General features: G+C 40.2%; 23 protein-coding genes and 2 tRNA genes. 15 read left to right on the top strand and 10 right to left on the bottom strand.

Features of this window, described 5'->3' with window-relative positions; all coding sequences use genetic code 11:
• Position 1: 1 nt before the first annotated feature.
• On the top strand, positions 2–1,261 hold the full coding sequence (locus D2V08_RS05830; protein ID WP_119607119.1) for an MFS transporter: 1,260 nt from the start codon (positions 2–4) through the stop codon (positions 1,259–1,261).
• On the opposite strand, the gene D2V08_RS05825 is transcribed toward D2V08_RS05830, so the two are convergent.
• The 4 genes from D2V08_RS05825 to D2V08_RS05810 all read right to left on the bottom strand — a co-directional run bounded on the left by D2V08_RS05825 (position 1,258) and on the right by D2V08_RS05810 (position 4,783).
• Entirely contained in the window at positions 1,258–2,025 is a 768-nt protein-coding gene (locus tag D2V08_RS05825; protein WP_182835497.1) for a UDP-2,3-diacylglucosamine diphosphatase, read from the bottom strand. The two genes, D2V08_RS05830 and D2V08_RS05825, sit on opposite strands and share 4 nt — an antisense overlap.
• 95 nt (positions 2,026–2,120) lie before the next feature.
• On the bottom strand, positions 2,121–2,894 hold the full coding sequence (locus D2V08_RS05820) for an enoyl-CoA hydratase/isomerase family protein (RefSeq protein ID WP_119607118.1): 774 nt from the start codon (positions 2,892–2,894) through the stop codon (positions 2,121–2,123).
• Positions 2,895–2,935: 41 nt separating this feature from the next.
• Positions 2,936–4,270 (bottom strand): MATE family efflux transporter, encoded by a 1,335-nt coding sequence (locus tag D2V08_RS05815; protein WP_119607117.1) that lies wholly within the window; start codon positions 4,268–4,270, stop codon positions 2,936–2,938.
• Positions 4,271–4,282: 12 nt separating this feature from the next.
• Complete coding sequence (locus D2V08_RS05810; RefSeq protein WP_119607116.1) at positions 4,283–4,783, bottom strand: GNAT family N-acetyltransferase; 501 nt, start codon at positions 4,781–4,783, stop codon at positions 4,283–4,285.
• A 53-nt stretch (positions 4,784–4,836) separates the two neighbouring features.
• On the opposite strand from D2V08_RS05810, the gene D2V08_RS05805 reads away from it, so the two are divergent.
• The 10 genes from D2V08_RS05805 (at position 4,837) to D2V08_RS05760 (ending at position 13,253) form a co-directional block, all read left to right on the top strand.
• The gene (locus tag D2V08_RS05805; protein ID WP_119607115.1) at positions 4,837–5,634 is read left to right on the top strand and encodes a universal stress protein; all 798 of its coding nucleotides are present in this window, start codon (positions 4,837–4,839) and stop codon (positions 5,632–5,634) included.
• A 57-nt stretch (positions 5,635–5,691) separates the two neighbouring features.
• Positions 5,692–5,768, top strand: a tRNA-Ala gene (locus tag D2V08_RS05800).
• Between the two features lie 493 nt (positions 5,769–6,261).
• Positions 6,262–7,107, top strand: a complete 846-nt coding sequence (locus D2V08_RS05795; RefSeq protein ID WP_119607114.1) for a LytR/AlgR family response regulator transcription factor — start codon at positions 6,262–6,264, stop codon at positions 7,105–7,107.
• Between the two features lie 140 nt (positions 7,108–7,247).
• Positions 7,248–8,390: an alpha/beta fold hydrolase gene (locus D2V08_RS05790; RefSeq protein ID WP_119607113.1), complete on the top strand. Its 1,143-nt coding sequence runs from the start codon at positions 7,248–7,250 to the stop codon at positions 8,388–8,390.
• 531 nt (positions 8,391–8,921) lie between these two features.
• Positions 8,922–9,191 carry a helix-turn-helix domain-containing protein gene (locus tag D2V08_RS05785; RefSeq protein WP_119607112.1) on the top strand — a complete coding sequence of 90 codons (270 nt, stop codon included), beginning with the start codon at positions 8,922–8,924 and terminating at the stop codon, positions 9,189–9,191.
• A 74-nt stretch (positions 9,192–9,265) separates the two neighbouring features.
• Positions 9,266–10,471 carry a primase-helicase family protein gene (locus D2V08_RS05780; RefSeq protein WP_119607111.1) on the top strand — a complete coding sequence of 402 codons (1,206 nt, stop codon included), beginning with the start codon at positions 9,266–9,268 and terminating at the stop codon, positions 10,469–10,471.
• Between the two features lie 205 nt (positions 10,472–10,676).
• Positions 10,677–11,579 carry a DUF8464 domain-containing protein gene (locus D2V08_RS05775; protein WP_119607721.1) on the top strand — a complete coding sequence of 301 codons (903 nt, stop codon included), beginning with the start codon at positions 10,677–10,679 and terminating at the stop codon, positions 11,577–11,579.
• A 12-nt stretch (positions 11,580–11,591) separates the two neighbouring features.
• The gene (mbpA, locus tag D2V08_RS05770) at positions 11,592–11,921 is read left to right on the top strand and encodes a mobilization protein MbpA (RefSeq protein WP_245980515.1); all 330 of its coding nucleotides are present in this window, start codon (positions 11,592–11,594) and stop codon (positions 11,919–11,921) included.
• On the top strand, positions 11,918–12,787 hold the full coding sequence (locus tag D2V08_RS05765) for a relaxase/mobilization nuclease domain-containing protein (protein ID WP_119607110.1): 870 nt from the start codon (positions 11,918–11,920) through the stop codon (positions 12,785–12,787). The genes mbpA and D2V08_RS05765 overlap by 4 nt, the downstream gene beginning before the upstream one ends.
• Positions 12,788–12,797: 10 nt before the next feature.
• The gene (locus tag D2V08_RS05760; RefSeq protein WP_119607109.1) at positions 12,798–13,253 is read left to right on the top strand and encodes a DUF6730 family protein; all 456 of its coding nucleotides are present in this window, start codon (positions 12,798–12,800) and stop codon (positions 13,251–13,253) included.
• A gap of 196 nt (positions 13,254–13,449) precedes the next feature.
• On the opposite strand, the gene D2V08_RS05755 is transcribed toward D2V08_RS05760, so the two are convergent.
• The 3 genes from D2V08_RS05755 to D2V08_RS05745 form a co-directional block, all read right to left on the bottom strand.
• The gene (locus tag D2V08_RS05755; protein WP_119607108.1) at positions 13,450–13,962 is read right to left on the bottom strand and encodes a transposase; all 513 of its coding nucleotides are present in this window, start codon (positions 13,960–13,962) and stop codon (positions 13,450–13,452) included.
• Positions 13,944–14,444: an IS110 family transposase gene (locus D2V08_RS05750; RefSeq protein ID WP_119607107.1), complete on the bottom strand. Its 501-nt coding sequence runs from the start codon at positions 14,442–14,444 to the stop codon at positions 13,944–13,946. The genes D2V08_RS05755 and D2V08_RS05750 overlap by 19 nt, the downstream gene beginning before the upstream one ends.
• Before the next feature lie 291 nt (positions 14,445–14,735).
• Positions 14,736–15,953, bottom strand: coding sequence for a site-specific integrase (locus D2V08_RS05745; RefSeq protein ID WP_119607106.1), 1,218 nt, complete (start codon positions 15,951–15,953; stop codon positions 14,736–14,738).
• A 120-nt stretch (positions 15,954–16,073) separates the two neighbouring features.
• On the opposite strand from D2V08_RS05745, the gene D2V08_RS17290 reads away from it, so the two are divergent.
• From D2V08_RS17290 to D2V08_RS05735, 3 genes are all read left to right on the top strand, one after another.
• Positions 16,074–16,143: transfer RNA gene (locus D2V08_RS17290), tRNA-OTHER, on the top strand.
• A 356-nt stretch (positions 16,144–16,499) separates the two neighbouring features.
• The gene (locus D2V08_RS05740) at positions 16,500–18,488 is read left to right on the top strand and encodes a helix-turn-helix domain-containing protein (RefSeq protein WP_119607105.1); all 1,989 of its coding nucleotides are present in this window, start codon (positions 16,500–16,502) and stop codon (positions 18,486–18,488) included.
• Between the two features lie 181 nt (positions 18,489–18,669).
• On the top strand, positions 18,670–19,167 hold the full coding sequence (locus D2V08_RS05735; protein WP_119607104.1) for a YybH family protein: 498 nt from the start codon (positions 18,670–18,672) through the stop codon (positions 19,165–19,167).
• Positions 19,168–19,221: 54 nt separating this feature from the next.
• Here the strand turns inward: D2V08_RS05735 and D2V08_RS05730 are convergent, their stop codons facing one another.
• A complete protein-coding gene (locus D2V08_RS05730; RefSeq protein ID WP_119607103.1) occupies positions 19,222–20,079 on the bottom strand; it encodes an RluA family pseudouridine synthase in 858 nt (285 codons plus the stop codon).
• A 145-nt stretch (positions 20,080–20,224) separates the two neighbouring features.
• Here D2V08_RS05730 and D2V08_RS05725 point away from each other — a divergent pair, with 145 nt between their 5' ends.
• A complete protein-coding gene (locus D2V08_RS05725; RefSeq protein WP_119607720.1) occupies positions 20,225–20,935 on the top strand; it encodes an SDR family oxidoreductase in 711 nt (236 codons plus the stop codon).
• A 95-nt stretch (positions 20,936–21,030) separates the two neighbouring features.
• Here the strand turns inward: D2V08_RS05725 and D2V08_RS05720 are convergent, their stop codons facing one another.
• Positions 21,031–23,763: a PD-(D/E)XK nuclease family protein gene (locus D2V08_RS05720; RefSeq protein WP_119607102.1), complete on the bottom strand. Its 2,733-nt coding sequence runs from the start codon at positions 23,761–23,763 to the stop codon at positions 21,031–21,033.
• Positions 23,764–23,825: 62 nt separating this feature from the next.
• Positions 23,826–25,184: an OmpA family protein gene (locus tag D2V08_RS05715; RefSeq protein WP_119607101.1), complete on the bottom strand. Its 1,359-nt coding sequence runs from the start codon at positions 25,182–25,184 to the stop codon at positions 23,826–23,828.
• Positions 25,185–25,288 lie beyond the last annotated feature (104 nt).

The raw sequence follows: 25,288 nt of genomic DNA, 5'->3' as shown, positions 1-25,288 counted from the left end.
TATGGACCCCTACGCAGCACTCCGCTATAAGGAATTCAACATTTTTTTAATTGTACGTTTTGCTATGGTATTTGCATGGTCCATGCAATTTATTGTGATTGAGTGGCAGGTGTACTCCTTGACCAAAGATCCACTTTCCCTTGGAATTATTGGGTTGATGGAGGTAATTCCTGCGGTGAGCATGGCCTTATTTGCTGGACATATTGTAGATCAAAGAGAAAAAAGAAACCTTTTGGTCACCTGTATTGTAGGGTTCTCGGTGATAAGTCTTGGACTGTTCTTGTTAAGTTGGCCAGGCCTTGAAGATTCATGGGAATCAAAAACAATTTTGTATTCCATTTATGCCTTGGTGTTTTTAGGTGGGTTTGTACGGTCTTTTTTGGGCCCGACCATATTCTCATTGATTGCTTTGATCGTTCCCAAGAAGATATATCCCAATGCAGCTACTTGGAGCAGCTCCACTTGGCAATTGGCATCGGTTTTAGGTCCTGCCTTGGCAGGATTTTCCATTAGCTGGATAGGAGTGCATTGGAGCATGTGCGTCATTTTTGGTTTCTCTTTGTTTGCCTTGATTTTCCTTTTCCAGATTCCAAAAAAACCCATTTTGAATCCCAAAATTGGAGAACCCGTATTTCAAAGTTTACGGGACGGACTCAAATTTGTTTTTGGAAACAAAGCCATTTTTGGAGCGTTGACCTTGGATATGATTGCGGTACTTTTTGGAGGTGCCGTAGCGCTTTTGCCCATTTATGCCCAGGATATTCTACATGTGGGTTCCGAAGGATTCGGAATTTTGAGGGCGGCTCCCGCTGTAGGTGCTTCCATTACCATGTTGGGCTCAACTCGATTTCCATTGCATAAAAAAGCAGGTAAAAAATTGTTATGGGCTGTGTTTGCCTTTGGGGTCTGCATCATTGTGTTTGGACTATCGGAATTGTTTTGGCTATCGGTAATTGCCCTGTTCCTAAGCGGTGCCGTAGATGGTGTTTCCATGATTATTCGACAAACTATCCTACAATTAAAAACACCCGATAATATGAGAGGAAGGGTAGCTTCGGTAAATTCGATGTTCGTGGGGTCTTCTAACGAGCTGGGCGCCTTTGAAAGTGGATTGGCAGCCAAATTGTTGGGAACTGTTACAGCGGTCGTGTTCGGTGGATGCATGACAATTTTAACGGCCGGAACAACTGCTATTGTTTCACCTTCCTTTAGGAAATTGGATTTACAAAAAGATATTGACGAGCACGAAAAGGAAGATTAACCTTCCAGTTTCTCCAAGCTTAATTTTTCCCCATCAAAAACGGCGTAGGTAAAATAGGAAATCCAATCCCCGAGATTGGTGTAGGTCGATTTTTCGTTGAGTTTGATTTCCAAAGGTAAATGACGGTGACCAAAAATAAAGTGGTCGTAATGTCGCTCTTCCAGCTTGCGTTTGGCATACAAAATAAGCCATTCCTTATCCTCTCCCAAGAATTTGGCATCAGCTTCACCCGAAATTATCTTGTTGTTTACGGAGAGGTGTTGTCCCAAGCGTACTCCCAAATCGGGGTGCAGCCATTTAAAAAACCATTGGGCAACAGGATTGGTAAACACCTTTTTCATCCGTTTGAAACCTTTGTCGTGGGGCCCCAAACCATCCCCATGCCCAATAAAAAAGGAGGTGTCATTAATGAGAAATTGCTGTGGTTTGTGGTAAACAGGAATGTTGAGTTCTTCTTCAAAATAGCCATTCATCCAAAGGTCGTGGTTGCCCACAAAATAGGTGATGGGTATGCCCATATCCGATAGTTCGGCCAATTTGCCCAGGGTACGCGTAAAACCTTTGGGCACCACAGTTTTGTACTCGAACCAAAAGTCAAAAAGGTCGCCCATTAGAAAAATAGCGGCGGCATCATCTTTTATGGAATCCAGCCAGGCCACAAATTTTTTCTCACGCGGCAAACTGTCCTTTCGGGTAGGTGCCCCAAGGTGGTTATCGCTCGCGAAATAGACTTTTTTGCCTTTAGGCAGGGCAATGTTCTTCATTTATTTTTTATAACGTCTGTTGCTACGTATTCTGTTGACCACATACACTACGATTACGAAAAGGGCCAATAAGGGGAACAATAAATCAGTCATAATTACTTTTGTTTTTTAAACTTCTCCAATGCGTTTTTAGTATTCGGAGACAGTGCCAATCTTCCAGAGGCTTCGGCACGCTCCAACAATAAGTCGTCCCAATGCTCGGTTCCTTCCCAAAGTACTTTTTTCATTTCGGCCAGAGCTTCGGGGTTGTAGGTTGCCAGTTTTTGGATGTGAATGTCCAACTCTTTGTCCAATTCGGAAATGGAATCGTATACTTTGGCGTACAGGCCTTGTTCTTTGGCCCAATAGGCATTTTTCCACTCTGTGGGATACAAAGTGAGCTCTGCCAAAGCGGCTTTTCCCATTTTGCGTTCCACGGCGGGAGCAATCACAAACGGACCGATTCCTATGGAAATTTCCGATAATTTGATGGCTGCTTCGACCGTTGCATGCACATAATCGCAGGCCGATGCCAATCCCACACCGCCACCAACAGTTTTGCCTTGAACCCGACCAATAATTGGTTTGGGACATTTGCGCATGGCGTTTATGACATCGGCGAAACCGCTGAAAAACTCTTTGCCCTCCTCCAAGTTGGAAACGGCCACCAATTCATCAAAAGAGGCACCGGCGCAAAATGCGCGTTCTCCCTCAGATTTTAAAACGATGACGGAAACCTCGTCATTTTCACCAAGCCTGTCAAATTCCTTGGCAAGGCGGGCCAAAAGTTCAGAAACAAAGGAATTACTGGCAGGGTGACCAAATTCGATGGTCGCCACCTTGTTTTCTATTTTGGTATATAAACTTCCGTTGGTTCTATCTGTTGTCATTAAAATCGATTGTCAGGTGTCAGATTTATGTAAACACTAAATTAAGGGTTTTGCACCAAGGGGCTGAACTTTCTTCTAAATTTCCAAACCAGGGAGAATCCTCGAATCATCATCCAGACCACAAAAGCGATCCAAATGGCATAAAAACCGAGCCCCAAATACATGCCCAAATACAGACATGGGATAAACCCTAAAAAGGTGGCGGCCAATAGTACATTTCTCAGATATTTCATTTCACCCATTCCCTTAAATATTCCATCAAAAATAAAGGCCAAAGTATTCATGGGCAGTCCTAGAATCACGATGTAAAAAATACTGTAAAAAGTGTTGAGCACAATTTCTTCATTTGAAAAAAGATGACCGATGGGCCGGTAAAAAATAAACCCGAGGCACATAAGGGCGAGACTTACGATCATACCATATTTAAATATGGTTTTGGCCAGTTTCCATAAGCCATCGTAATCGGCGGCACCCAAAAGTTTTCCTCCCATGCTATTGCCCGCGGCAGCATAACCATCAATAAAAAATGCAGCAAACAACCAAAGGTTTACAGCAATGGTATGTGCTCCGATAAAACGGTCTCCCAAGGTGGTGGCCTCACGAACGGCCAGCATCAAGGCGGCATTAAGGGCCAAAGTCCTTACAAAAAGGTTGAGGCTCATGAAAATCAACCGCTTTATCTCCTTGTTCAGCGGAAGGGTCAATTTCATACTGATATCCGTCTTTTTCACCAATAAAATAAGTGCCAATATGGCCATGATGGCCTGTGAAATTAAACTGGCCCATGCAGCACCTTCCAAATAAAGTGCAGGAATCAAGCCGTCGATTCCGTAGACCAGAACAAAGTCCAAAAGGATATTGAGACCTGCACCCAGCATAGCAATTACCATGGGGTAGAAGGTGTTCTGTAATCCGCGGAAGATGCCAAAAACAGCAAAAGTGAAAAGGGTAAGCGGAAATCCCCATACCCGAATGGAATAGTAGGAAACACAATATTCCAAGATTTTTCCCGATGCATTGAAGAGTGCAAAAATTTCTTCAATTACAAAGATGGTGGTAAGCAGTACCACAATGCTCAAAAGGATATTGAGGAAAATAGCCTGCGCGGGAAGGTTTTTTACTTCGTCCAGCCTTCCAGCGCCCAGATACTGGGAAATGATAGCTGAAATGGAGCTTCGGGTTTGGCCGAGCACCCAAATAAGCATGGACAAAAATGACCCCACGATTCCCGCAGCAGCTAAGGATTCCAGTCCATCCACAGGAATATTGCCCACAATGGCTGTATCCGTAATGGAAAGGATGGGTTCCGCAATACCCGAAATGGTCGCGGGAATCGCTAATTGGTTAATACTCTTAAAATTTACCTGTGTGCTCAAATCGGGCGCAAGTTACAGCACTAATTCATAACAATGAAAAGGATGCTCGCTTTGTTTGGGAAAGTAGATGTCTCCCAGTTTTTGGTAGCCCCGTTGTTCGTAAAAACGTTGGTTTCTTTTGTTCTGCGAAAACGTATCTAAGCGAACCGAGACAAACCCGCTTTCTTTGGAATAGGCTTCGGCAAAATCCATCATTTTTTGGGCCAGTCCCTTCCCTTGAAGGCTTGGGTGTACTGAAAGGCGGTGGATATAGGTGCTGTTTCCATTTGGGGTCAACCATTTAATGGGTTTGTATTCTTCATCCATTAGGGTTGATATGACAATAGTACCCAGAACGGTCTTGTTTTCTTCAATCACAAAAAGTTCTTCACGCTCAATGTCTTTTATGAAAGCTTCTTTGGAAGGATAATGCTCGTTCCATTGAAAAATACCATTTGCCTGCATTTTTTTGGCACAGGCCTGAGTTATGGTCAAGATATCGGGGATTTCAGATATCTTTGCGCGTCTTATCATTGATTCGTTTCAATTTAATTGTAAATTTAAGGTTTAATCGTAATCACCAAACCATGAATAACATACTTGTACCCATTGGAACTTCTCCAGATTCTTCTCAAACATTGCAATACGCTGTTGACTTTGCCTCAAATTTTGGAGCTAAGGTCTATGTGATGGATGTATTTAATGTTACCACGGCCGTAGGAAGTTTGGCCAATGTAGAAGAAAAGGTAGCCAAGAGCAGCAAGGAGCACTTAAAAGAGGTGATAGATCAGGTTGACACCAAAGGTGTTGAGATAAAAATGGCTACCTATAATGGTGATATTATAGATGGTTTAAAGAGTATCAACAAGGAGCTTGGTATCGACTTGATTATTATTGCACCAAGAAGTAACGATATCCAAGAGGAACTTTACTTAGGGAATACTTCTGGTAGAATCATTAAACAAACAGAGATACCTACGCTGATTGTTCCTAAAGGGACCACATTTAAACCAGCAAAAAAAATATTGACGGCTTTTGGATCGGGGATTTTAAAAAGAAGCAGTATTCTGACTCCATTGATCATGATCAAAAACAAGTTTAGATCAGAGGTCAGTTTGTTATTAGTGAAAAGGCCAGGTTATACGGAAGATGATTTGAAGGTGAACACCGCTTTAATGGATTTAAGTTCTCATTTATCCATTACCGAAAACGGAACTACCTATTTGGGGGTAACGGAATACTTTCAGAAGGAGCATCCGGATATGTTGTGCGTGTTTAGAAGAAAACGGGGGTTCTTTAAAAAACTATGGGAAAAGAACACGATTCAAAAATCGGAATTCTTTGTTAAGATACCCGTACTGGTTCTCAGCGTTAAAAAAGATTAAGGAAGCGGCGCAATTTTTGATACTTTCGGAAAAAAGTATTTCCTTTGCGCTCACTTTGGGGGATTAGCTCAGTTGGCTAGAGCGCTTGCCTGGCAGGCAAGAGGCCACCGGTTCGAATCCGGTATTCTCCACCAGTAAATATAAGGCTTCAAGAGTTTTTGACTTTTGAAGCTTTTTTCATTTGCACGCAATTTGCACGCAAAACAAGCTTTTATTTTAACTTGATTCTATTTGAAACATTTTGGTTTGCTTTGGCAGTTCATGATTGATTCTAAAATCTTTTTTTAAAAAAATATTGTCTTCATTTTAACCTTCAATGATTTAAGTGATCTAAGCCTTCTAAAAAGGTTAATCAACGAAGCTATAATAAAGGACGGGAAATGGGACTGGTTATCATTTTTTGAATCTTTCATTACTTGGTTTCTTTAAATCAGCTGTTTTATCGGACCGTTTTCCACTTTCATATAATTGAAAGTTATACTAAACCCACCCAAGAATTCTTTAAATAATATATCGGTTATTTGTTATTTTTAGGGAATAATATACATAAGGGCTATGCATCAATCAACTAAATCAAAAACATGACAGGCATCCAACCATTAGTACAGACCATTTATAATTTGTTGAATGGATAATGTTATACCTAATTACAAAAGATGCTTTTATTTAAGTGGCGACCGAAAAAAATATTGGTATTCATCTTTTTTTTTAGGCTTCTTTGTCGCTTTAATTTTAATCGGGCTGAAGCCGTTTGAAAAAAGCATAATAGATCACCCTTACATTACACTCGTTAGAATAGGTGTCGGTTTCATTTGTTCAGTAGTCTATATTATTGGCTATGAAATTTTATTGAACTGGTTTAAAACCACAAAATTCAATTATTTAAAACTGATTCTTTTTGATGTTTTTCTTGCCCTTATAAGCGTTGTGCTCATTTTTCTTTATGACCGTTTAATCGTTGTAAAAGATGGTCTCGTTACTTTTGGTTTTCTTATGGAATATATCTTAATATTGGCCTTACCCTTTTACCCTATCATTCTTTTTATTTTTCATTTTTTAAAAACGGCAGTGTTTCCAATCCAAATATATCTTCCCAGCGCTAAACCTTATTTGTCAGGAGGGAAAAATATTTTATGCATTAAAGAAGAAAACGGATTAGATGGGTTTCGCTTGAATTTAAATTCACTCTTGTATATACAATCGCAAGATAACTATATTGAGATACATTATTTAAAAGATGGTGATTACACCAAATATTTAATGCGGGGTACATTGAAGAAAATTCTAAAGGACTTCTCATTTCTTCTAAAAGTTCATCGATCTTTTATTGTGAACCCATATAAGATAAAGTGTTTAGAAGGCAACTCTAATAAAGCCGCTATTTCTTTTAAAGATGTAGCTATTTCAATTCCGGTATCGAAGTCGTATTATTCTTCAGTCAAAAATTATTTATCTACTAATACCAAAATCTAGTCATTTCGCCACAAAAGGGCTGTTTTCTTTTACTTTGATTGAGATTTTTATACTTTAAAAGCAATAATATGAGCTAGTTTTGGATTCGGGGATAATCCAATTTATTTATAAAAAACCTATGCTCTCTTAAGATAAATCAAATGAAATATTGCTATTTTAAATTCTTAATGCTTTTCTTTTTATCGTTTTCGATGCATTCTCAAAGCCTGGATACCTTAGTGGACTTAGGGGGTTATAAAATGCATTTCAACGTAATGGAAGGAAAGGGGACCCCAATTCTTTTTGAAGCTGGTGGTGGTAACGATGCTACTGTTTGGCACGGTTTGTTAGAGAAAATTCATAATGTTACAGGCGCGACATTAATTACTTATGACCGTTCTGGATTTGGACAAAGTGAATTAAATCCAGATTTGAAAAACGATTCTGATTTTGGAATAGAGAATGGTATAAAAGAACTGGAGACAGGTCTTTCAAAATTGGGCTTCAACAATGAAATTATTCTTGTTTCTCATTCTTACGGGGGGTTATATAATCTCTTGTACGCACGCAAACACCCTAAAAAAGTCAGGTCGATCATTTTAATAGATGCTACACCTAGTGATTTCTGGAACGAGGAATTACTGACAATGAGAGATAACAATGTTGATATAAGTTCTATTGAAAAGCATTCTGGCGACTATTATATGAATGCCAATTTCAATGAAACAATGCGATATGTGAGAAATATGGATTTTCCTGAAAAAATTCCGATTACTAATGTTTTTCCTGAAAAATCTTTCCCATATTTTCCTGATGCACTCTCAAATAGATGGAGAAAACTAAATGAAGAACTTGATGACAATAAAGACAACGTAACAAACATCATCGCCAAGGGAAGTGGTCATGCTGTATTTCAAGATAATCCTGCATTAATCATCAATGTAGTTATTAAAGCGTTTTCAAAAACAGTGGATGAAGAGCAACAAAATGAGCTTTTACAAAAGGCTTTGGATAATGCCATAGCATTGTCTATTGAAAATAAGGTCAATAATCGTTCAGAACAAGATTTGAATGCATTGGGATATTCGTTTTTGGGAAATGAAGAATTAGATAAGGCTATGGAAGTTTTTAAATTAACTACAATTTTATTTCCAGATAGTTTTAATGCATATGATAGTTATGGCGAAGCTTTATTGAAGTCAAATCGAAAAGCAGAAGCAATTGAAATGTATGAGAAGTCTATTGAATTAAATCCAAATAATGAAAATGCAAAAAAAATATTACTGCAAATAAAAGATAAGTAAAATGCATATTACTATGAAGAATATTTGCTAAGAATAGGCAGGTTACTAAAGTCTTCACTTATCTACAATCGGTATTTTCTTTTCTATTTATTGTGCTCAAAATACATAACTAATCTTATACAATTGTATTAAATCGTCATTTTAAAATACTCGCATAAAAAGAATCTTTTTGGGACAAGATTATATACGGATGGCTAGTTTTTTCATTTTTAAGTAATGTAATTTGCCTTTTAACCATACTTATTTTCTTGATAATTAAATTTTCAATTGTTAATAAGTGAAAATCTCTTCATTTAAGAAAAAACTTATTGGTACCATATGAATCGACTTAAAGCCAAATTTTATTTATCAATAGATATTTGGCTTCATTTAAATTGATTTGACATATAAGATTGTATATCAATTTTTTGTGGATAAAGTCTACCGGTCAATCTTACTTTTTCCTTTCCCTCTTTTTATCTTTATCCAAAGAATTCTTCAAAAGAAAACAAAAGCGCTTTTGTTCATTTCGTAACCCTAAAAAGAGACAAAATGGACAATTTTTTAATACTTGAACGGCTCGACCGTTTGGAAAGACTGTTGATTGCCAATAAAGAGGTGCTGACCTTTGAAGAAACCTGTGACTACACTGGAATATCCAGAAGTTACCTGTACAAACTTACCGCTGCGGGGCACATCCCGCACTCCAAGCCCAATGGGAAGCTTATTTTCTTCGAAAGGGAAAAGATAGTCCGATGGTTACTTCAAAACGAACGGAAGCCTTTGCCGGAAAGTGAAACCTTTGGGGATTCTATTTCCTAGTCGGATTCATCTTAAAATCAATTATCTGTTCAACTAAAGTTATAGGGATCACAGTATTTCAAAAAATCTTCATTATGAAAACAGTACCTTACATTAGGGTTGGCACCACTTTTTACAAGTTGGTCATGATTCCCACCATATCCGGACATTTCAACGAGCAGTTGGTGCAATGGAACGAGCATATCATCAAGCAGGACCATGGCAAGGACTATCTGGGCAAGGTGCCCAAATATGATGGATTCGCTTGTATCCCCTGCCATGTCGATTTCAAGAAGGAACACCATGGTTTCTACAATACCTATTCCCCTTTGGCGCACGAACCTAAAGAGGGAAGCATCAAAAGGACACGGGCCTTTTTAGGGCATATCTTCGGTAACCAACTGGAGCTGGGACTGGACTATTTGAAGCTTCTTTACCAAAGACCGGTGCAGGTGCTCCCCATCCTCTGTCTGGTCTCCACCGAAAGGAACACCGGGAAAAGCACCTTTCTCAAATGGCTCAAGGAAATCTTCGGAAACAACCTGACATACCTGACCAATGACAGCTTTGCAAGCCAGTTCAACGCGGACTGGGCCAACAAGCTGCTGATATGCGTTGACGAGGTACTGTTCAACAAAGAGGAGCTTACCGAGCGCATCAAATATCTGAGTACCACCAACCGGAACAAACTGGAGGCAAAGGGCAAGGACAAACGGGAAGTGGAGTTTTTCGGCAAGTTCATCCTTTGTAGTAACAACGAGGACAGTTTTATCAAGATCGATGCCCATGAGACCAGGTTCTGGGTTCGGAAGATCCCATCCCTTAAAAAAGAGGACACCGATTTCTTGGACCAGTTGGTCCAGGAAGTGCCCGCTTTTTTGCATTTCCTTTCAAAAAGGGAGTACAATTCAAAGCAAAGAACACGAATGTGGTTCACAGCTAAACAGGTTTACACACCTGCATTAAAGAAGTTGGTGAACAACAACCGGAACCGGGTGGAGAAGGAACTGGCCAGTCTATTGCTCAGTGCCATGGAAAAGTTCGAGATGGACTCCGTGGACCTTTGTCCAATCGATGCCCTGCACATGCTCAACCGCACACGGGTCAAGACCGACCTGACCCAATTGAGACGGTTGCTGAAAAAGGATTGGAAACTGGACAACCAGCCCAATTCCAACAAGTACCAAAAGATCACCATCTGGAACACCGGTGAGATCAACACCGAGGACGCCAAGGGAAGGTACTTTACCATAAAAAAGAATTTTTTGGTCCAAAATTTTGATGATTTGATGACAGATTGATATAAGCCCAGTGTTTATAAGGGTTCAGGCTGTCATCACTTTGTCATCATTCTGTCATCAAAATAAAAAATGATGACAGGTACCATGAAGAAAAAAACAAAAACGATGAAACGATGACAAAATGATGACTGGGAAACCATCAGTTTTTATAGGGTCTCCCAGAGGTTTGTCATCAAATCATCAAAAATCGATTAAAAACAGAACCATGAAAGAAAAGAGATTGGACTGCGAAAAAGCCCGCAACATTGACATCGTTTCCACGCTTGCCAATTTGGGGCACTTTCCAGTCCGGAAAACGGAGAAAGAAGCTTGGTTCCTCAGCCCGTTCCGGAGCGAGACCCAAGCCTCTTTCAAGGTATCATTGAAGAAAAACTACTGGATAGACTTCGGGACCTTCGAAGGGGGCAGTACCATAGACCTGGTGATGAAAATGGAGAACTTTTCCGTAAGGGAGGCATTGGAACGATTATCAGGGAACATGGGCCATTTCTCTTTTCACCGGCGGCCGATTCCAACCAAAACGGAATGTAAGGCCAACCCCATTAAAATCACCAAGGAAATGGATATTGAGCACGGGGCTCTGGAGACCTATCTGCGGTCCAGAAAAATCTCGGCTACAACAGCCAGAAAGCTGTGCAAGGAAATCCATTATAAAATTTGTGGTCGGAAATACTTTGCCCTCGGACTCCAAAACAGATCTGGAGGTTGGGAACTGCGGAACAGATATTGGAAAGGGTCCACTTCTCCCAAGGATGTTTCGATCATAGGGAATAGCTTTAAGAAATTGGTCATTACGGAAGGCATGTTCGATATGCTTACCCTATTGGAGCTGATGCCAGAAATCGGGAACGGCCATGACCTTTTGATATTGAACACCACGGCCTTTGTAAAAAGGATGATCCCCAAAATAGTGGAATACGAGGATGTAAAGCTATTTCTAGATGGGGATGGAACAGGATTGGGAATGACAGAGCTTTTATTGGAAAAGTGTCCGAACAGCAGGGATATGTCCTTTCTCTATGAAGGTTTCAAGGATATGAACGAATGGATGGTAAAATGCGCTAAGGATGAAGTCCGGCAACGAATTCAAGATGTGTCATTGTCATGACAAATCTTGCTTTTGCTCCCGAAGGTCGCAAAAGATGATGTAAAAATGAAGAAGGAGTTTGTCCAGTTCCGGTGCTCGGTCTACGAGAAGAAACTGCTGAAGGTCAAGGCCCGAAAGAGCGGTCTTTCCATCAGCGAGTACTGTCGACGTGCCGCCTTCGAAGACCGAATCGTGGAGCGGATGACGGACGAACAGATCGAGGCCTATAAGCTATTGGTCAAATACCAGCGAAACTTTAAACTGATCACCAACATGTTCCGGAAGCGTAACCCAAAGTTGGCAGAGGAAACGGCCCAACTGGCCAAGGAGATACGGCAACACCTTTTAAATTTCAAGAAATGATAGGCATGGGAAAATCCATATCGCACACCGCAGCCTCCATGAGCTACGGAATGAACGAGGAGAAAGAAGCCGAAATCATCCACAGCCAATATCTGGCCGGGGAGACCCCAAGGGAGATCACCGAGGAGTTCAAGGTCATCCAAGAACAGAACGAACTGTGCCGGAAGAACACGCTGAGTTTTGTGCTGAGCCCCACCATCGAGGATGGCAGGAAACTGGAAAAGGAACAGCTCAAGGAAATGACGGAGCGGTTTATCAAGGAAATGAACCTCAAGCAGCACCAGGCCGTTGCCTTTGTCCATAGGGACAAGGAACATGTGCACGTCCATCTGTATGCCAACCGGATAAACTTTCAGGGAAAGGCATACAATGACAGTTTCATCGGGAAGCGGAGCCAACAAGTAGCGGAGCAAGTGGCCAAACAGATGGACCTGACCACGGTAAGGGAGGTACAGCAGGAAAAACTCTACCGGATGCAACAGGTCCGCTCTGAAATTCAAAAGATCCATGAAAAGGTCATGGACAGGGGACGTCCAAGGGATTTTGACCAGTACATCAAGTCGATGGAGCAGAACAATGTAAAGGTCATCCCGAGCATCAACAGGCAGAACCAGTTGCAGGGCTTCCGTTTTGAGTACAAGGGAACCAACCTCAAGGGAAGCGAGGTGCACCGTTCCATGTCCATGGGCAGGATCGCCCGTCAAATGAACTTTGAAAGGAACATGGCACAGCGGATTGCCAAGGACAGGAGCATGCAGCTTTTGGGCAGGACAGTAAATGTCCCAACAAGTCTGACCCAGACCATCATAAAGAAAACCATCAAATTGGCCATCAAGGTGGTCAGGGACACAGGAATAGGAATCTAAACATAACATCATGGCAAAACTGGATGAAATAGCGGAACTGTTGACGGAGGAGATCAACGGATTTGAAAAGAGTATCGGCCGATTGGAAAAGGTTCATGAGGATTTCAAAAACCATCCATTAAGGCCAGATACCAGCGAATTAAATGCCCTTCTAAAAGAGTATGGCAACAACCAAAATAACAACATTGAGAAACAACAAAGACTGATGGAAAGGATTCTTCATAAAGTAGAGCGGTCCGTTCTCTTGCCCAGTTGGGCCATAAAACTTACTTGGGGATTGTTGGTCACGGTCCTGTTGGTCCTTGGATTTTCAATCTATCAGGTGTCAAGGACATCCAAGAAAGAAGAGGCCGCTTTCATCAAAGGGCGCGACAGTGCCATGGGACATTACGGGACATTCTTTGAAAAAAGCCCAGAGGCAAAGGAACTGTACCAAAAATGGCTGGAGGAAAAAGGCAAAAAGTAGGACAGCACCCTAGCCTATTTTTGCGGTACGCTTTTCTTCCCGAACGCTACAAAAATGGGCCAGGATCCATGCGCTGAAGTTTTGGGTAAGTATTCTATGGACTTTCCAAATAAATTCTCAACTTTTTTATAGATTATTTTCCCGTTCAATCCGCCCCGTCTTTTTGTGGGGGGCGTTTTGAAGGAAAAATAATGTTTTAGGTAATGTGCCCGTAAAGGTTCACGTATGGGGTTCCCCTATGTATCACGGCAAAGACCCTGGACAACAATTTGTTCCTAATGATATTGATGGTACTCATCTTGTTCTTTCCCATGGCCACTCTGCGTTGGTAATATTCCCGTATTTCAAGGTTGTGCCTGATGGATGATTTGGCACACATATCCAAAAGACTTTTCATCTTTTTGTTCGCAAGCTGGCTAATCCTAGGCCTTCCCTTCAGACTGGTCCCCGATTGGTTGGGAAATGGTGCCACTCCACAGTATGACGCAAATTGCCTTGAGTTCTTGAACTTGGTAAATCCTTCAGTGAAGACCATTAGGTGGAGGGCTGCCTGATTCCCAATGCATTTGATGGAGAGCAATAATTCGAACTTTCGGGCCATTTCCCTATCTGAGGAAATGATGGCCTCCATTTCTGTTCCAATGGTGTCGATTTGAACGGATAGTTCCTTGATCATTTTTTTCTGTACCCCTAGCAATAGTTTGGGCATTTCTTTTCCGAACACTTTTTTTGCTCTTTCAGGCTGGCTTTGTAACCGGCCCTTTGCCTTACCAGTCTTTCCCGCAACGACAGGAGTTTTTTTAGGGTCCTTATTTCTTTTGGGGCGACTTGGGAGGGCTGGATTTCTTCGCGGAGCCTATAGGCGTAGATTGCGATTTTTTCGGCATCTACCCTGTCATCCTTTCCCCTTGATATCCCCAGGGACCTTTTAATCTCAAGTCCGGGAATGATGGAGAAGGGCAGCTTATTGTTCGAGAGAAATTCGGACAGCCGTTCGGAGTATAGCCCTGTATGCTCAAAAGCGAAGAAGATCATTTCCCTTGGATGGACAGTGTTGGCCAAAACCCATTTTACCATAAGGGACATTCCCTTTTCCGTGTTCTCGAAAGTGGCCGACCGCTTGTTTGAATGGATACTTGCATCGAGGGTGGCCTTGCTTACATCGATGCCGATGGTCTCTTTGATTTCCATAACTTTATAGTGTTTTAAAATGGTTACGTTGACTAAAACCTTTAATAGGGGATTCCTAAAATTCTATCTGGTCCATTGTAACCTGATTAGAAGAGAATGGGGACTAATACTTACCATGGGCCGTTAACCCAGGATTTGGGTGAGTTCACCCCATTCTCTTTTTAAAAACCAAAGTTATCCACAAAAAAGGAAGTTATGAGTCTCCCCCGGACCCCCTCTTTTCAACATCATAAACAATGGTTTAAAATAGAAAGTTAATCTAAAGGGATTTGGGACTAGAGATGGTTTGGGCTACAGTTTAACCAACTTCTGATTATAATTGTCTAATATATTATTCGGCAGGGACTTCAGGTATATTTGAGTAGTTGATAGTCGATTATGGCCAAGCATTGAAGAAATAGCTTGTAAGGGAACGTCCTGCAGCATAGCTTGGGTTGCAAAACTATGACGAGATACATAAGAAGTCAACCGTTGTTCTATCTTGCATTTTTTTGCAATTTCTTTTAGTCCTTTATTATATCTCTTTCGTGCCCATAAGACGTCTTTATATTGAAGTTCAAATGTGACTCTTTTAATTATTGGAAATATAAACTCAGACCTCTCTTTATCCTTAAGATAAAACGAGAGAATCTCTTTTAACTGAGGCGTAATGTTAATATCATACGGCTTTGATGTTTTTTTCCTTTGGAATTTAATTCGGTTGTCAATGATATTTTGAACCTTTAAAAAAGCCAAGTCCATAAAAGAAATACCATAAAGCATATAAGAGGCAAGGAAGTAGTTTCTATAGTGAAACAGACTATCCGTTTCTTCCAGTTTTAAAAGCATAATTGATTTGATGCTCTTGATGTCAAGGGCTCTTTTTTCTGTAGGAGTAGTTTTAATCTTATAATGTGTAAAAGGGTAAGCATCTCTAGAAACAACATCAGACTTAATGGCCTTGTTAAAGACCGCTTTGATTGTTCTCATATACGTCGATAAGCTGTTAACAGAATTGCCTTTGGAAAAGTGCCAGTTCTCAAATCTTTTGAGAAAATCATAATTGATTTCATTGAATTTGATATCATTTCCATCAGCGAATTTCTCCAACACCTTAATTACCGCGTAATATGTGTTTGCATTACCATAACGTTCAGCTGCTTTTAACTCATTGACAATATCCTTGCTAAACTGAAAAAATGAATCCAATGATGCAGTTTTTACGATTTTCTTCTTAAGCTGCAAAATGGATAAAAAGTTGAGCTCGTCCTTTTCGTTCAGGTCATTAATTATGTCGACCGCTCTCGTCTTTTCTTTTAAGAGTTGATTATTTAGTTTACTAACTGATGAAGTGCCTTTGAACGCTCTCTTAACTTTCTCATTTTTATTATCCCAAAATTCCTTTTTTATAGATTGACCTAAGCTTATGGAAGTTGTTTTTCGAAAATGAGTTAATCGTAAAATAATAGGATAGGAGGCATCTTTTTTCTTCCTACGTGTATCTAAAGAAAGTTTTATATTGGTATTCATCCTAATCAAAGGTAAAAAAAATTTGCACGCAATTTGCACGCAAATAGCTGATTTTATTTGAACTTATATGAATTCAAAATTTAGTAAAATACTGATAAACAAGTATATATAAATTTATTTGGATTGATTTGGTGTGGTAATCCTCTTGCTGGCAGGCAAGAGGCCACCGGTTCGAATCCGGTATTCTCCACGATTAAGCGCAAGGGGATTGCGTTTAAAACTAATAAAGTCGCCAAATTTATTTGAGCGGCTTTTGTGTTTTAAATGCCCAGGACCTTAAGTCCTGACCCTTGCATTTGCAGAACTGGATATAACGGAACAACGTGTTAATCCGGTATTCTCCAACAAAAATTAAAAAAGCACCTCATACACGGGGTGCTTTTTTTGTGGGAATAGATTTGGTAAACTAGATGTTCTACACAGCGAAACTACCCGGATATGTAGAGTTATTTTACGAAACGCTTTAAATGCTAGCGAGTTAAATATAAAACTGCATTTTATTTGTTTAACTTGTACTATTTCCCTGTAAAGGAATTTGATACGTAAATGGGTGCGAACCGTGATATTGACAAAGATTCTCAAGAAAATATTTTACGGGAATCCTTGGTCGATAAATTGACCAAAGAGATTGAGGCAAATCTAAATAATGAACAATTTGGAGTAGATAGTCTTGCCCGGTCGGTTGGAATGAGCCGTTCCAATCTTCATCGTAAACTTAACAAACTACTTCATACTTCTACCAGCCGATTTATTAGGGAATATCGATTGAAAAGAGCTCTTGAAATCCTCCGACAGGATAACATAACTGTTTCCGAGGCGGCATATCGGGTCGGATTTAGTAGTCCCACTTATTTTAATACCTGTTTCCATAAATTTTATGGGATCACACCAGGAGAAGTCAAATCAAAAAACAACGATGAATTTAATAGACTTCTTACTGGTAAAAATGATGATATTGCAGAAAGTAATGTCAATAAAAATGTTTTTTGGACGATACTTTTAGTGTCGGCATTATTGATAGGTGGATTCTATTTTTACTACTCTAATTCGGGCGCAATAGCAGAGTCGAATAATAACGAAATTAGAATCGATGGGAAATCCATAGTTGTACTCCCTTTGAAAAATTGGACAGGAAATCCTGATTTGGAATATATTTCGGAAGGCATGACCGATGCGATTATCTCCAGGCTTACAAAAATCGATGCTATTGACAAGGTAATTCCATTCACCTCTGCCGTGCTATATAAGCATACCCAAAAATCCATTCAAGAAATTGTTGAAGAATTGGAAGTGACCAACATTTTGCAAGGTAATCTCCAGATTTCTGGTAATCAAATAAAAGTCAACCTTCAGTTGATTCACGGGAGCTCAAACGTTCATCTTTGGTCGGAAGAATATACCAAGGAATGGAAGAGCGATGAGATTTTTGCTATACAGGCAGAAGTGGTCGAAGCTGTCGCAAATAATATGAGGGCCACTATTTCAGAAAACGAATTGCAGGCTATTCAAAAAGTACCCACAAAAAGTAAACAGGCGTATTCCTATTTTCTTCAAGCTGAATTTCAAAAGAACAAAGCAAACGAACAATCGTATTCCAATGCAATTGATTTATACGAACAGGCTATTGAATTGGATTCTAATTTTGTAGAACCATATTTGAGTTTGGCAAATATCTGGAATTTAGGAGGTGGCGTTTGGGGTTTTTACGATAAGCGTACAGCTTGGGATAATGGTAAGGCATTATTACAAAAAGTCTTGGAAATAGACCCATTAAATCGACAGGCAGAAGAAGAATTATACACAGGATATTTTTTTTATGATTGGAATTTTGAGGTTGTAGAAGAATATTATCAATATATTTTGGATCATCCCTTCTACGATAGATCTCCGGTTATATCCCTGGATTACGCTATAAAAACGGGGAGATTTAAGGAAGCATTAAACACAATTGAAGCACATATTTTAATTGATCCTTCCAATGTGTTTTTCCCGTTTTTCAAAGCGGAAGCATTGATGTTTTTAGGCTCCAAGAAAGAAGCTGTTAAAATGTTAAATGACTCAGACCTTTTATACAGCGATAACTGGTTTTATTTAAGAGAGTCTGCCAAACTCTATTTTTACCTCGAGGATTATGAAAAATCTAAGAAGCATCTTAAGAAAATCCAGACCTTATATACCGATTATCCGCCTATTTTGATGTGGTTAAACGCCACATATGCCCAGATGGATGGAGATTCCAACAAAAAGGATAAATACTTGTCGGAACTGCATGAAAAGTACAATGCCGTTTCCTCTGGCAGCCCAGCATGGTTTATTGCCATGTATTATTGCGTGCTGAAGGATTATGAGCGGGCTTTTAAATGGTTGCGGAAGTCTTTTGATCGGCATGAAGTGGAACTCACCTGGTTACGCGAAGAACCCCTTTTGGCTCCAGTGAGAAATGATCCAAGGTATATTGATTTATATGAAAAGGTTGGGTTTTTAAATATTGGATTGCCCATTAAGACTGCCACAGAAATTTATTCCCCAAACTAGCGGCTTGCAACATTTGTTAAAGAATCCGCATCATAATTTCAGTTCTTAAACAATAATTTAATATTTCGGCAACATACCTGTTTAGTAGTGTTTAGCCCTTTTTACCATATTTACTTCATTCGATTAAACAGGTGCAGGAAAGTCCTGTATTTCTTCTAAAAAACACTATAAAAACAGTATTATGAAACCTAAATTAAGATTAGCAATTATTATTTTCATGGGATTTTTAACCACCAATTGTAGCTCACAAATGGAAATGGCCCAAACGGATCTGATCAATGACGAATTCCCGGATGCGAAACAAGAGGTAATGGAAACCTTTGGCGCAATAGCACAGAGCATCAAGGATAAGGATTTAGATAAGTTAATCTCTTTTCATGCCTATGGTCCGAAGTTTACGGAATTCAAAAATGGAGAACATAGAAATGGTGGCGTAGCAAATGAAGCACATGAACGTAATGTTTTTGGTTCTGTAAGCGAAGTGGTAAAATTTGATGCCAATGACCTACAAATTGCTGTTTATGGCGATGTGGCAAACTTAACCTTTCACTCTGATTTTCATCTTAAGTTCGGTGAAGACCTTGTTATAGTTAACGACCAGATTACTTTACTGTTTGTAAAAACAAGCGATGGATGGAAAATGGTCCATGAGCATCATTCTCCTTTGAACAATGGGTAAAATTGAAAAAGTATAATGGAGAACTCATTCGAGGTGCTTTTTTTGTGGTATTTTCTAAGGAAATATCTTCCTATACTTTTCAGGAAGCTCACCTATAATGCGTATGCTCTCGCTGGTAAATGGATGCTCAAACTCCAACGAATAGGCATGTAGGTAGAGACCTTTTCCTCTTAAAATTAAACCTTCCAAGGCGTAGTCTTTATCGCCGAGTATGGGATGGCCCAAACCGAACAAATGCTTGCGTAATTGGTGTCTTCTGCCCGTTTTTGGATGCAATTGCACCAAATTAAGCGTGCCGAACCGTTCCGAGGGAACGGACTCCATTACTTGATAAGCCGTTTTTGATGGTTTACCATCTATTTCGGAGGTTATGGCTCCTTTGCTCTTCATTTTGCCAATAGTAACAGCATAATAAGTTTTTACAATGGTTTTGTCCTCGAACATTTTGTTCAAGGCTCGGATACTGCTGCTCGTTTTCCCGACCAAAACAATACCCGTAGTGGCATAATCCAATCGGTGTACGGGTTGGGGCGTAGTAGCATTTGACAGCGAATTGGGTTGTAAGTTTTGAGGCAGGGCATTGGCGATGGTTTTAAACTTGTTGCCACTCACTTCGATACCTGCTGGTTTGTGGATGGCGGCCAAATGCTCATCCTCAAACAAAACTTGTAGCGGAAAAACGAGTTGCTTTTTAGGCCGGGTTTCTTTTGGAATGGATAAGGTAATGTGCTCTCCGCCGGTAATTAAGGTCGCTGTAGTGGCAATGGTACCATTCACGGTAATGTACTTTTTCTTTAGGGCTTTTTTAAGTGCGGATTTAGTTGGTATAGCCTCAAAAACACCTACACCGTATTCCTGTAGCCTTTGTGGTTCGGGAATTTCAGGGACGCTATGGGTTTCGTTTGCTTCGATTCAAGAGTTGATAATTACATAAAACTACCATTTTTTACATTAAAGCTATTTAATCGATTTATTCCTCAAACATTAACCATCCTTTAGGATGGATTTTTTGTATTTGGCTTGTGCTTTTTTGAACTTTACCTCAAAACAAATCAACATGAGATTAGAAGGAAAAGTAGCATACATCACAGGAGGAACCAAAGGCATAGGATACGGTATTGCCCAATGCTTGTTGGAACAAGGCATGAAGGTGGCCGTTAGCGGAAGAAGCCAAGAAGGCGCCGATGCCGCCGTAAAAGGCTTGAACAGTCCTGATAATGTACTGGGTTTGGTGTCGGATGTATCCAAACTGGAAGATGAGAAAAAGGCCGTAGCCGCCATTCTCGATAAATGGGGACAATTGGATGTAGTGATGGCCAACGCGGGGGTGGGACATTTTGCCCCCATTGACCAAATGGAAGACGAGAAATGGCACCAAATGATCGATACCAACCTAAACGGGGTGTACCACACGCTAAAAGCTTCGGTGGAAGCTTTGAAAAAATCCGAAGGCTACTATATGACCTTGGCCAGTTTGGCGGGAACCAACTTTTTTCCAACCGCAGCGGGTTACAATGCCACCAAATTTGGCGTGGTCGGTTTTACACAGGCAGCTATGTTGGATTTAAGGCAATACAACATCAAGGTCACCACCATTATGCCAGGTTCGGTAGCCAGTCATTTCAACAACAACGAACCATCGGATAAGGATGCGTGGAAAATTCAGCCTGAGGATATTGGTAAATTGGTTATCGATTTGCTAACCATGCACCCACGAACCTTGCCGAGTAAAATTGAAGTACGTCCTACACGGCCCGATTTAAAATAGCAAACTACCTTGGAATAAGCCCATGAGGCATTGGTAGTAAAAACACATTTTAATTTCTGCACAAGTCTCGGAACATTTAAATTTCGATTATCGAGTCAGTCCACCTTTTCGGTTAGGGGAATTTCGGTATTACAGATTTCGCGGATAAGTTGGTACAGGTAATTTTCAAAGGCAGTAAGGGTATCTACATTAATTTGGGTGTTCTTGTCCTCTGAAAAGCGGAACAATCCTTGACTCAGTTTTTTAAAGGAGATGATTCCCGCCTGTACGTCGCTTATGCCGTGTTTTTTTGAATATAGGTAGGCGTAACAGAGCAATTGGAACGCCTTGCTTTTGTCGTAATCCGTAATAAGTGTTTCCCAGTCCGTTATTTTCACATTTTTGGCCTCCACCTTGCCTGTTTTATAATCGATGATTCTGATGGTACCGTCGAATTGATCCACACGGTCCAAAGTTCCCTTTAGTTTGATGGGAAAATCAAGCCCAGGAATAGTGATGAATTCTTCGTAGCGTTCCTCAAGCGCCAATATTTTGATTTCGTGTCGTTTTAGCTGTTTGAGTTCATCATCCAAAAAGTTGTGCAGGTATTTTATGATGACATTGTACACCAGCAGAAACTTTCCTTTGGAAACATCGACCCCAGAAAGATTCTTTTCAAAATGATGCTGCACCATAACGGCAACCTGAGTTTTTAGGACCTTCACATTTTCTTCCGTCAATAGTTGATCAATGAGCGGCGTATAGAGTTGCTCCAAACTATCGTGAATAATGGTCCCGAAGGTATTGGCCGCAATATTTTCTTCCACTTCTTCCAAATCATTGATTTTAAGAATGTTTCTTGTGTAAAAATCAATCGGATTTCTGATGTAGTTTGTTAATGAAGTTGGGGAAAACCCCTTAAGGGCAAAAGCCCTCAGGTCTTCCATAAACTCCCCCTGTTTGTTGATTTGAATTAGAGGTTTTGCCTTAATACTGATTTTGGGGGTGGCAATGGTATGGGTAATGTGTGATTTTAGATTTTCATCCGTCAGCAATTGGGTGATGAGGCGACTCTTTTCTCCACCTTCCAACACATCGGGCTCGGTGTTGTAGGTTATATAAATGTTCTTCGCCCGTTGAATCAATCGGTAGAAGTGATACACATAAATGGCGTCCTTTTCTTTATAGGTTGGCAGGCCATAATCCCGTTTTACATCAAAAGGAATAAAAGAATTGTTGGATTTGCCCGAAGGGATAATACCCTCGTTCACCGAAGTGATGATAACGGTTTCAAAATCAAGGTTTCTACTTTCCAACATTCCCATAATCTGAAAACCCGTCAACGGCTGACCAATAAAATCCAAGGTTTCCATATTGGCTAATTGTTTGAAGAGATTTTTGATGGATTTGAGTTCACCCATAAAATCAACCTTGTCCAAATACTGTCCCAATTGGTTGAAGAGTGCATAGAACCGATACAGATATTCCAGTTCCAAGGCATTTTTCTCGTCTTGATAAATTAATTTCAACCGTTCAATAAGCAACAAACAATTGTTGATCCAATCCATTGGGGAGATTTCACCCGATGGAAATACGATGGATAACAAATCTTTTGCTTTGGAATATTTTGAAAGTGTCTCTGAGTTAAGGTATAACAGGTTTCCTTCCTTGATATCCTTGGACATCCGTTGTGCAAAATTGCCTTGACCTTCAGAAGATAGGGTCAAGGTGTAGGGATTGGAGATAAATTCCAACACCCGTTTAAAAAACCAACCTCTATCGGAAACGTTGAGGTGGAGTTCCAAATAATTTATAAAAAAGGAATAGAGCACCGTTTTGTTCAAAGGCATCCCCATGGTGATGTTCACCTCTGGGATATTGCAGGGAATGGCATTGAGCATAGGGTTGAGCAAAGTTTCATCTGCCAGAACCAAAGCGGTTTTGGTGAGGTCGATATCTTTTTGTTGGCCAATGCTCTCCAATAATTGACCTACATATTTGGTTTGTGATATGCTTTTGGGAACCCCGGTTATAGTAATATTCTTTCTTGCCAGAAAGTTGTGCTGCGGCTCTATTTTATGCCCGTGCTTGTAGTAGGGCCAGTTGTATTGATAGTCTCGCGCAAATAATCCCGCATCGTGAATGGGGTCATTCAGGAAATAATCATCGATGTCCCAATATATATGTGCATTGCCTTGTTCCAGATAGTATTGAATAATGGTAGACTCTGCTGCGTTTAACGCATTAAAACCTACGAATATGATGGGGTCGGTATTGGTTTCTTGATGATTTCCAGTTTGAACGGCTTTCACCGCTTCACGTTGAATCAAGCCTTGATACCCTCTTTTTTGCTCGAGCAAGGCATCATAAAAGTTGTTATAGATGGTTTCCAGATTCTTCCAAAGCTGTAGGTAATTCTTAACGAGTTCGGTTTTTTCCTTACTCGCTGACCAATGGTTGATTTCCTTGATGGCAGAGAGGTAGTTTAATATGTCATGAGCCGGAATTAGATAACCATCAATCTCATTGAAATCCTGTAATAATGTTTGTCCCCAATTGATAAAGGAAGCAAAATCATCTGATTCTTCTATTTCAGATTGTTTGTATACTTTAAAAAGCAGCAGCAGCAAATCAATATTTGATGCTTGATTTAAGTTTGATAGCTTACCAATAAATTCTTGAATAGATACTACGTCTGGACTGAATATGTTTTTTTTCAGTCGGTTGGAGATATGTTTTTTTAAAAAGGTACCCGATCTTTTACTGGGCAGCACAAAGGTACACTTGGTAATATCCAACTTTTTGCCGTGGAGGTCATCCAGTACATATTCTAAGAAAGTATCATGCATGGATTAAAAATAAAAAAGGCCCCGCATTTGCGGAGCCTTTTTCAAGAAAACTTTGTTTCTTATTATTTTACCAAGTTGATTTCAACTCGTCTGTTTTGTGCTCTACCAGCTCTTGTATTGTTAGTAGCGATTGGCTTAGCCTCGCCGTAACCGATGGCAGTCAATCTGTCAGAACCGATTCCTTTGTCGATCAAGAAGTCTCTAACAGAGTTAGCTCTTGACTCAGAAAGTTTTTGGTTCAAGCTTTCACTACCTACACTATCAGTGTGTCCTTCTACAGTAAACTTAGCAGTAGGATACTCGTTCAAGATTTGGATAATGTCAACCATTACAGAAGTAGATTCTGCTTTGATAGAAGACTTACCAGTATCGAACAAGATAGTTCTAGCGTAATCGTTCAATTGCTTCTGAACTTCTTCAGTTACTTCTGGACATCCGTTGTTTGCAACAGTACCAGCAACATCTGGACACTGATCGTCTTTGTCAAGAACTCCGTCACCGTCAGCATCAGGCCAAGGGCATCCGTTGTTTTCAGCAGGACCAGCTTCGTTAGGGCACTCATCATCTTTGTCAGCAACACCGTCACCGTCAGCATCAGGACAACCAGCTAGTGCAGGAAGACCTGGAGTGCTTGGACAAGCGTCATCTTTATCGGCAACACCGTCACCGTCAGAATCAGGACATCCGTTCATTTCTTTAGAACCAGCTTCGTTAGGACATGAATCCTTAGCATCTTCGATTCCGTCACCGTCAGAATCAGGACATCCGTTGAATGCCTCTAGACCTGCAACTTCTGGACAAGCATCGTCTTTGTCGTAGATACCGTCACCATCGGTGTCAGTACCACCAAACTTAATGCTAATACCAGCCATGTGTTGGAAATGCTTAACCAAGTAATCTTCGAAAGCATGCTTGTATTGTGTTTGAAGTGTGAAACCTAGATTATCAGAGAACCAGAAGTTTACACCAACACCACCATTCACGGTACCAGCTCCAATTTCGTCAACCCAAGTGTAACCACCACCGATTTCAACGAAAGGATCTACAACTGTGTTCTTTAAGATGTTGTACTTGATAGTACCATCAATAGCATAGTGAGAAAGATCATTAACGTCCAAATCTCCTAATTTTTCAATTCTGTTCAAGGAACCTCTTGCTCCTACAGAAAAACCATCGCCAACATATTTGGAAACGGCTACATATGACACAGAAGGTAAAATGTTCCAGTGATCGGATACATTAAAATACTCATCGAACAACGTAGTACTTGAAAAAGGATTGTTACTATCGTTAGTTGGATAAGTGTCTATTGCATTCACCCCTATGCTAACCTGCCAGGGATTATTTTCGTCCTGCGCTTGTATGCTGTTGAACCCTACAAATACAAGAGCAACAACTAATAATTTGCTAAGATGTTTCATGCTCAAAATTTTAAGTTTAAGTGTTTATCAGCAGCAAATGTAAGTTGTTAAGAATTATTAACAAAATCTAAATTTCTTTTTTTTTGACTCATTTGCCAGAAGAT

The sequence above is a fragment of the Flagellimonas lutimaris genome (assembly GCF_003581615.1).
GTDB lineage: Bacteria > Bacteroidota > Bacteroidia > Flavobacteriales > Flavobacteriaceae > Flagellimonas > Flagellimonas lutimaris.
This window is presented reverse-complemented; position numbering and strand designations above follow the sequence as displayed.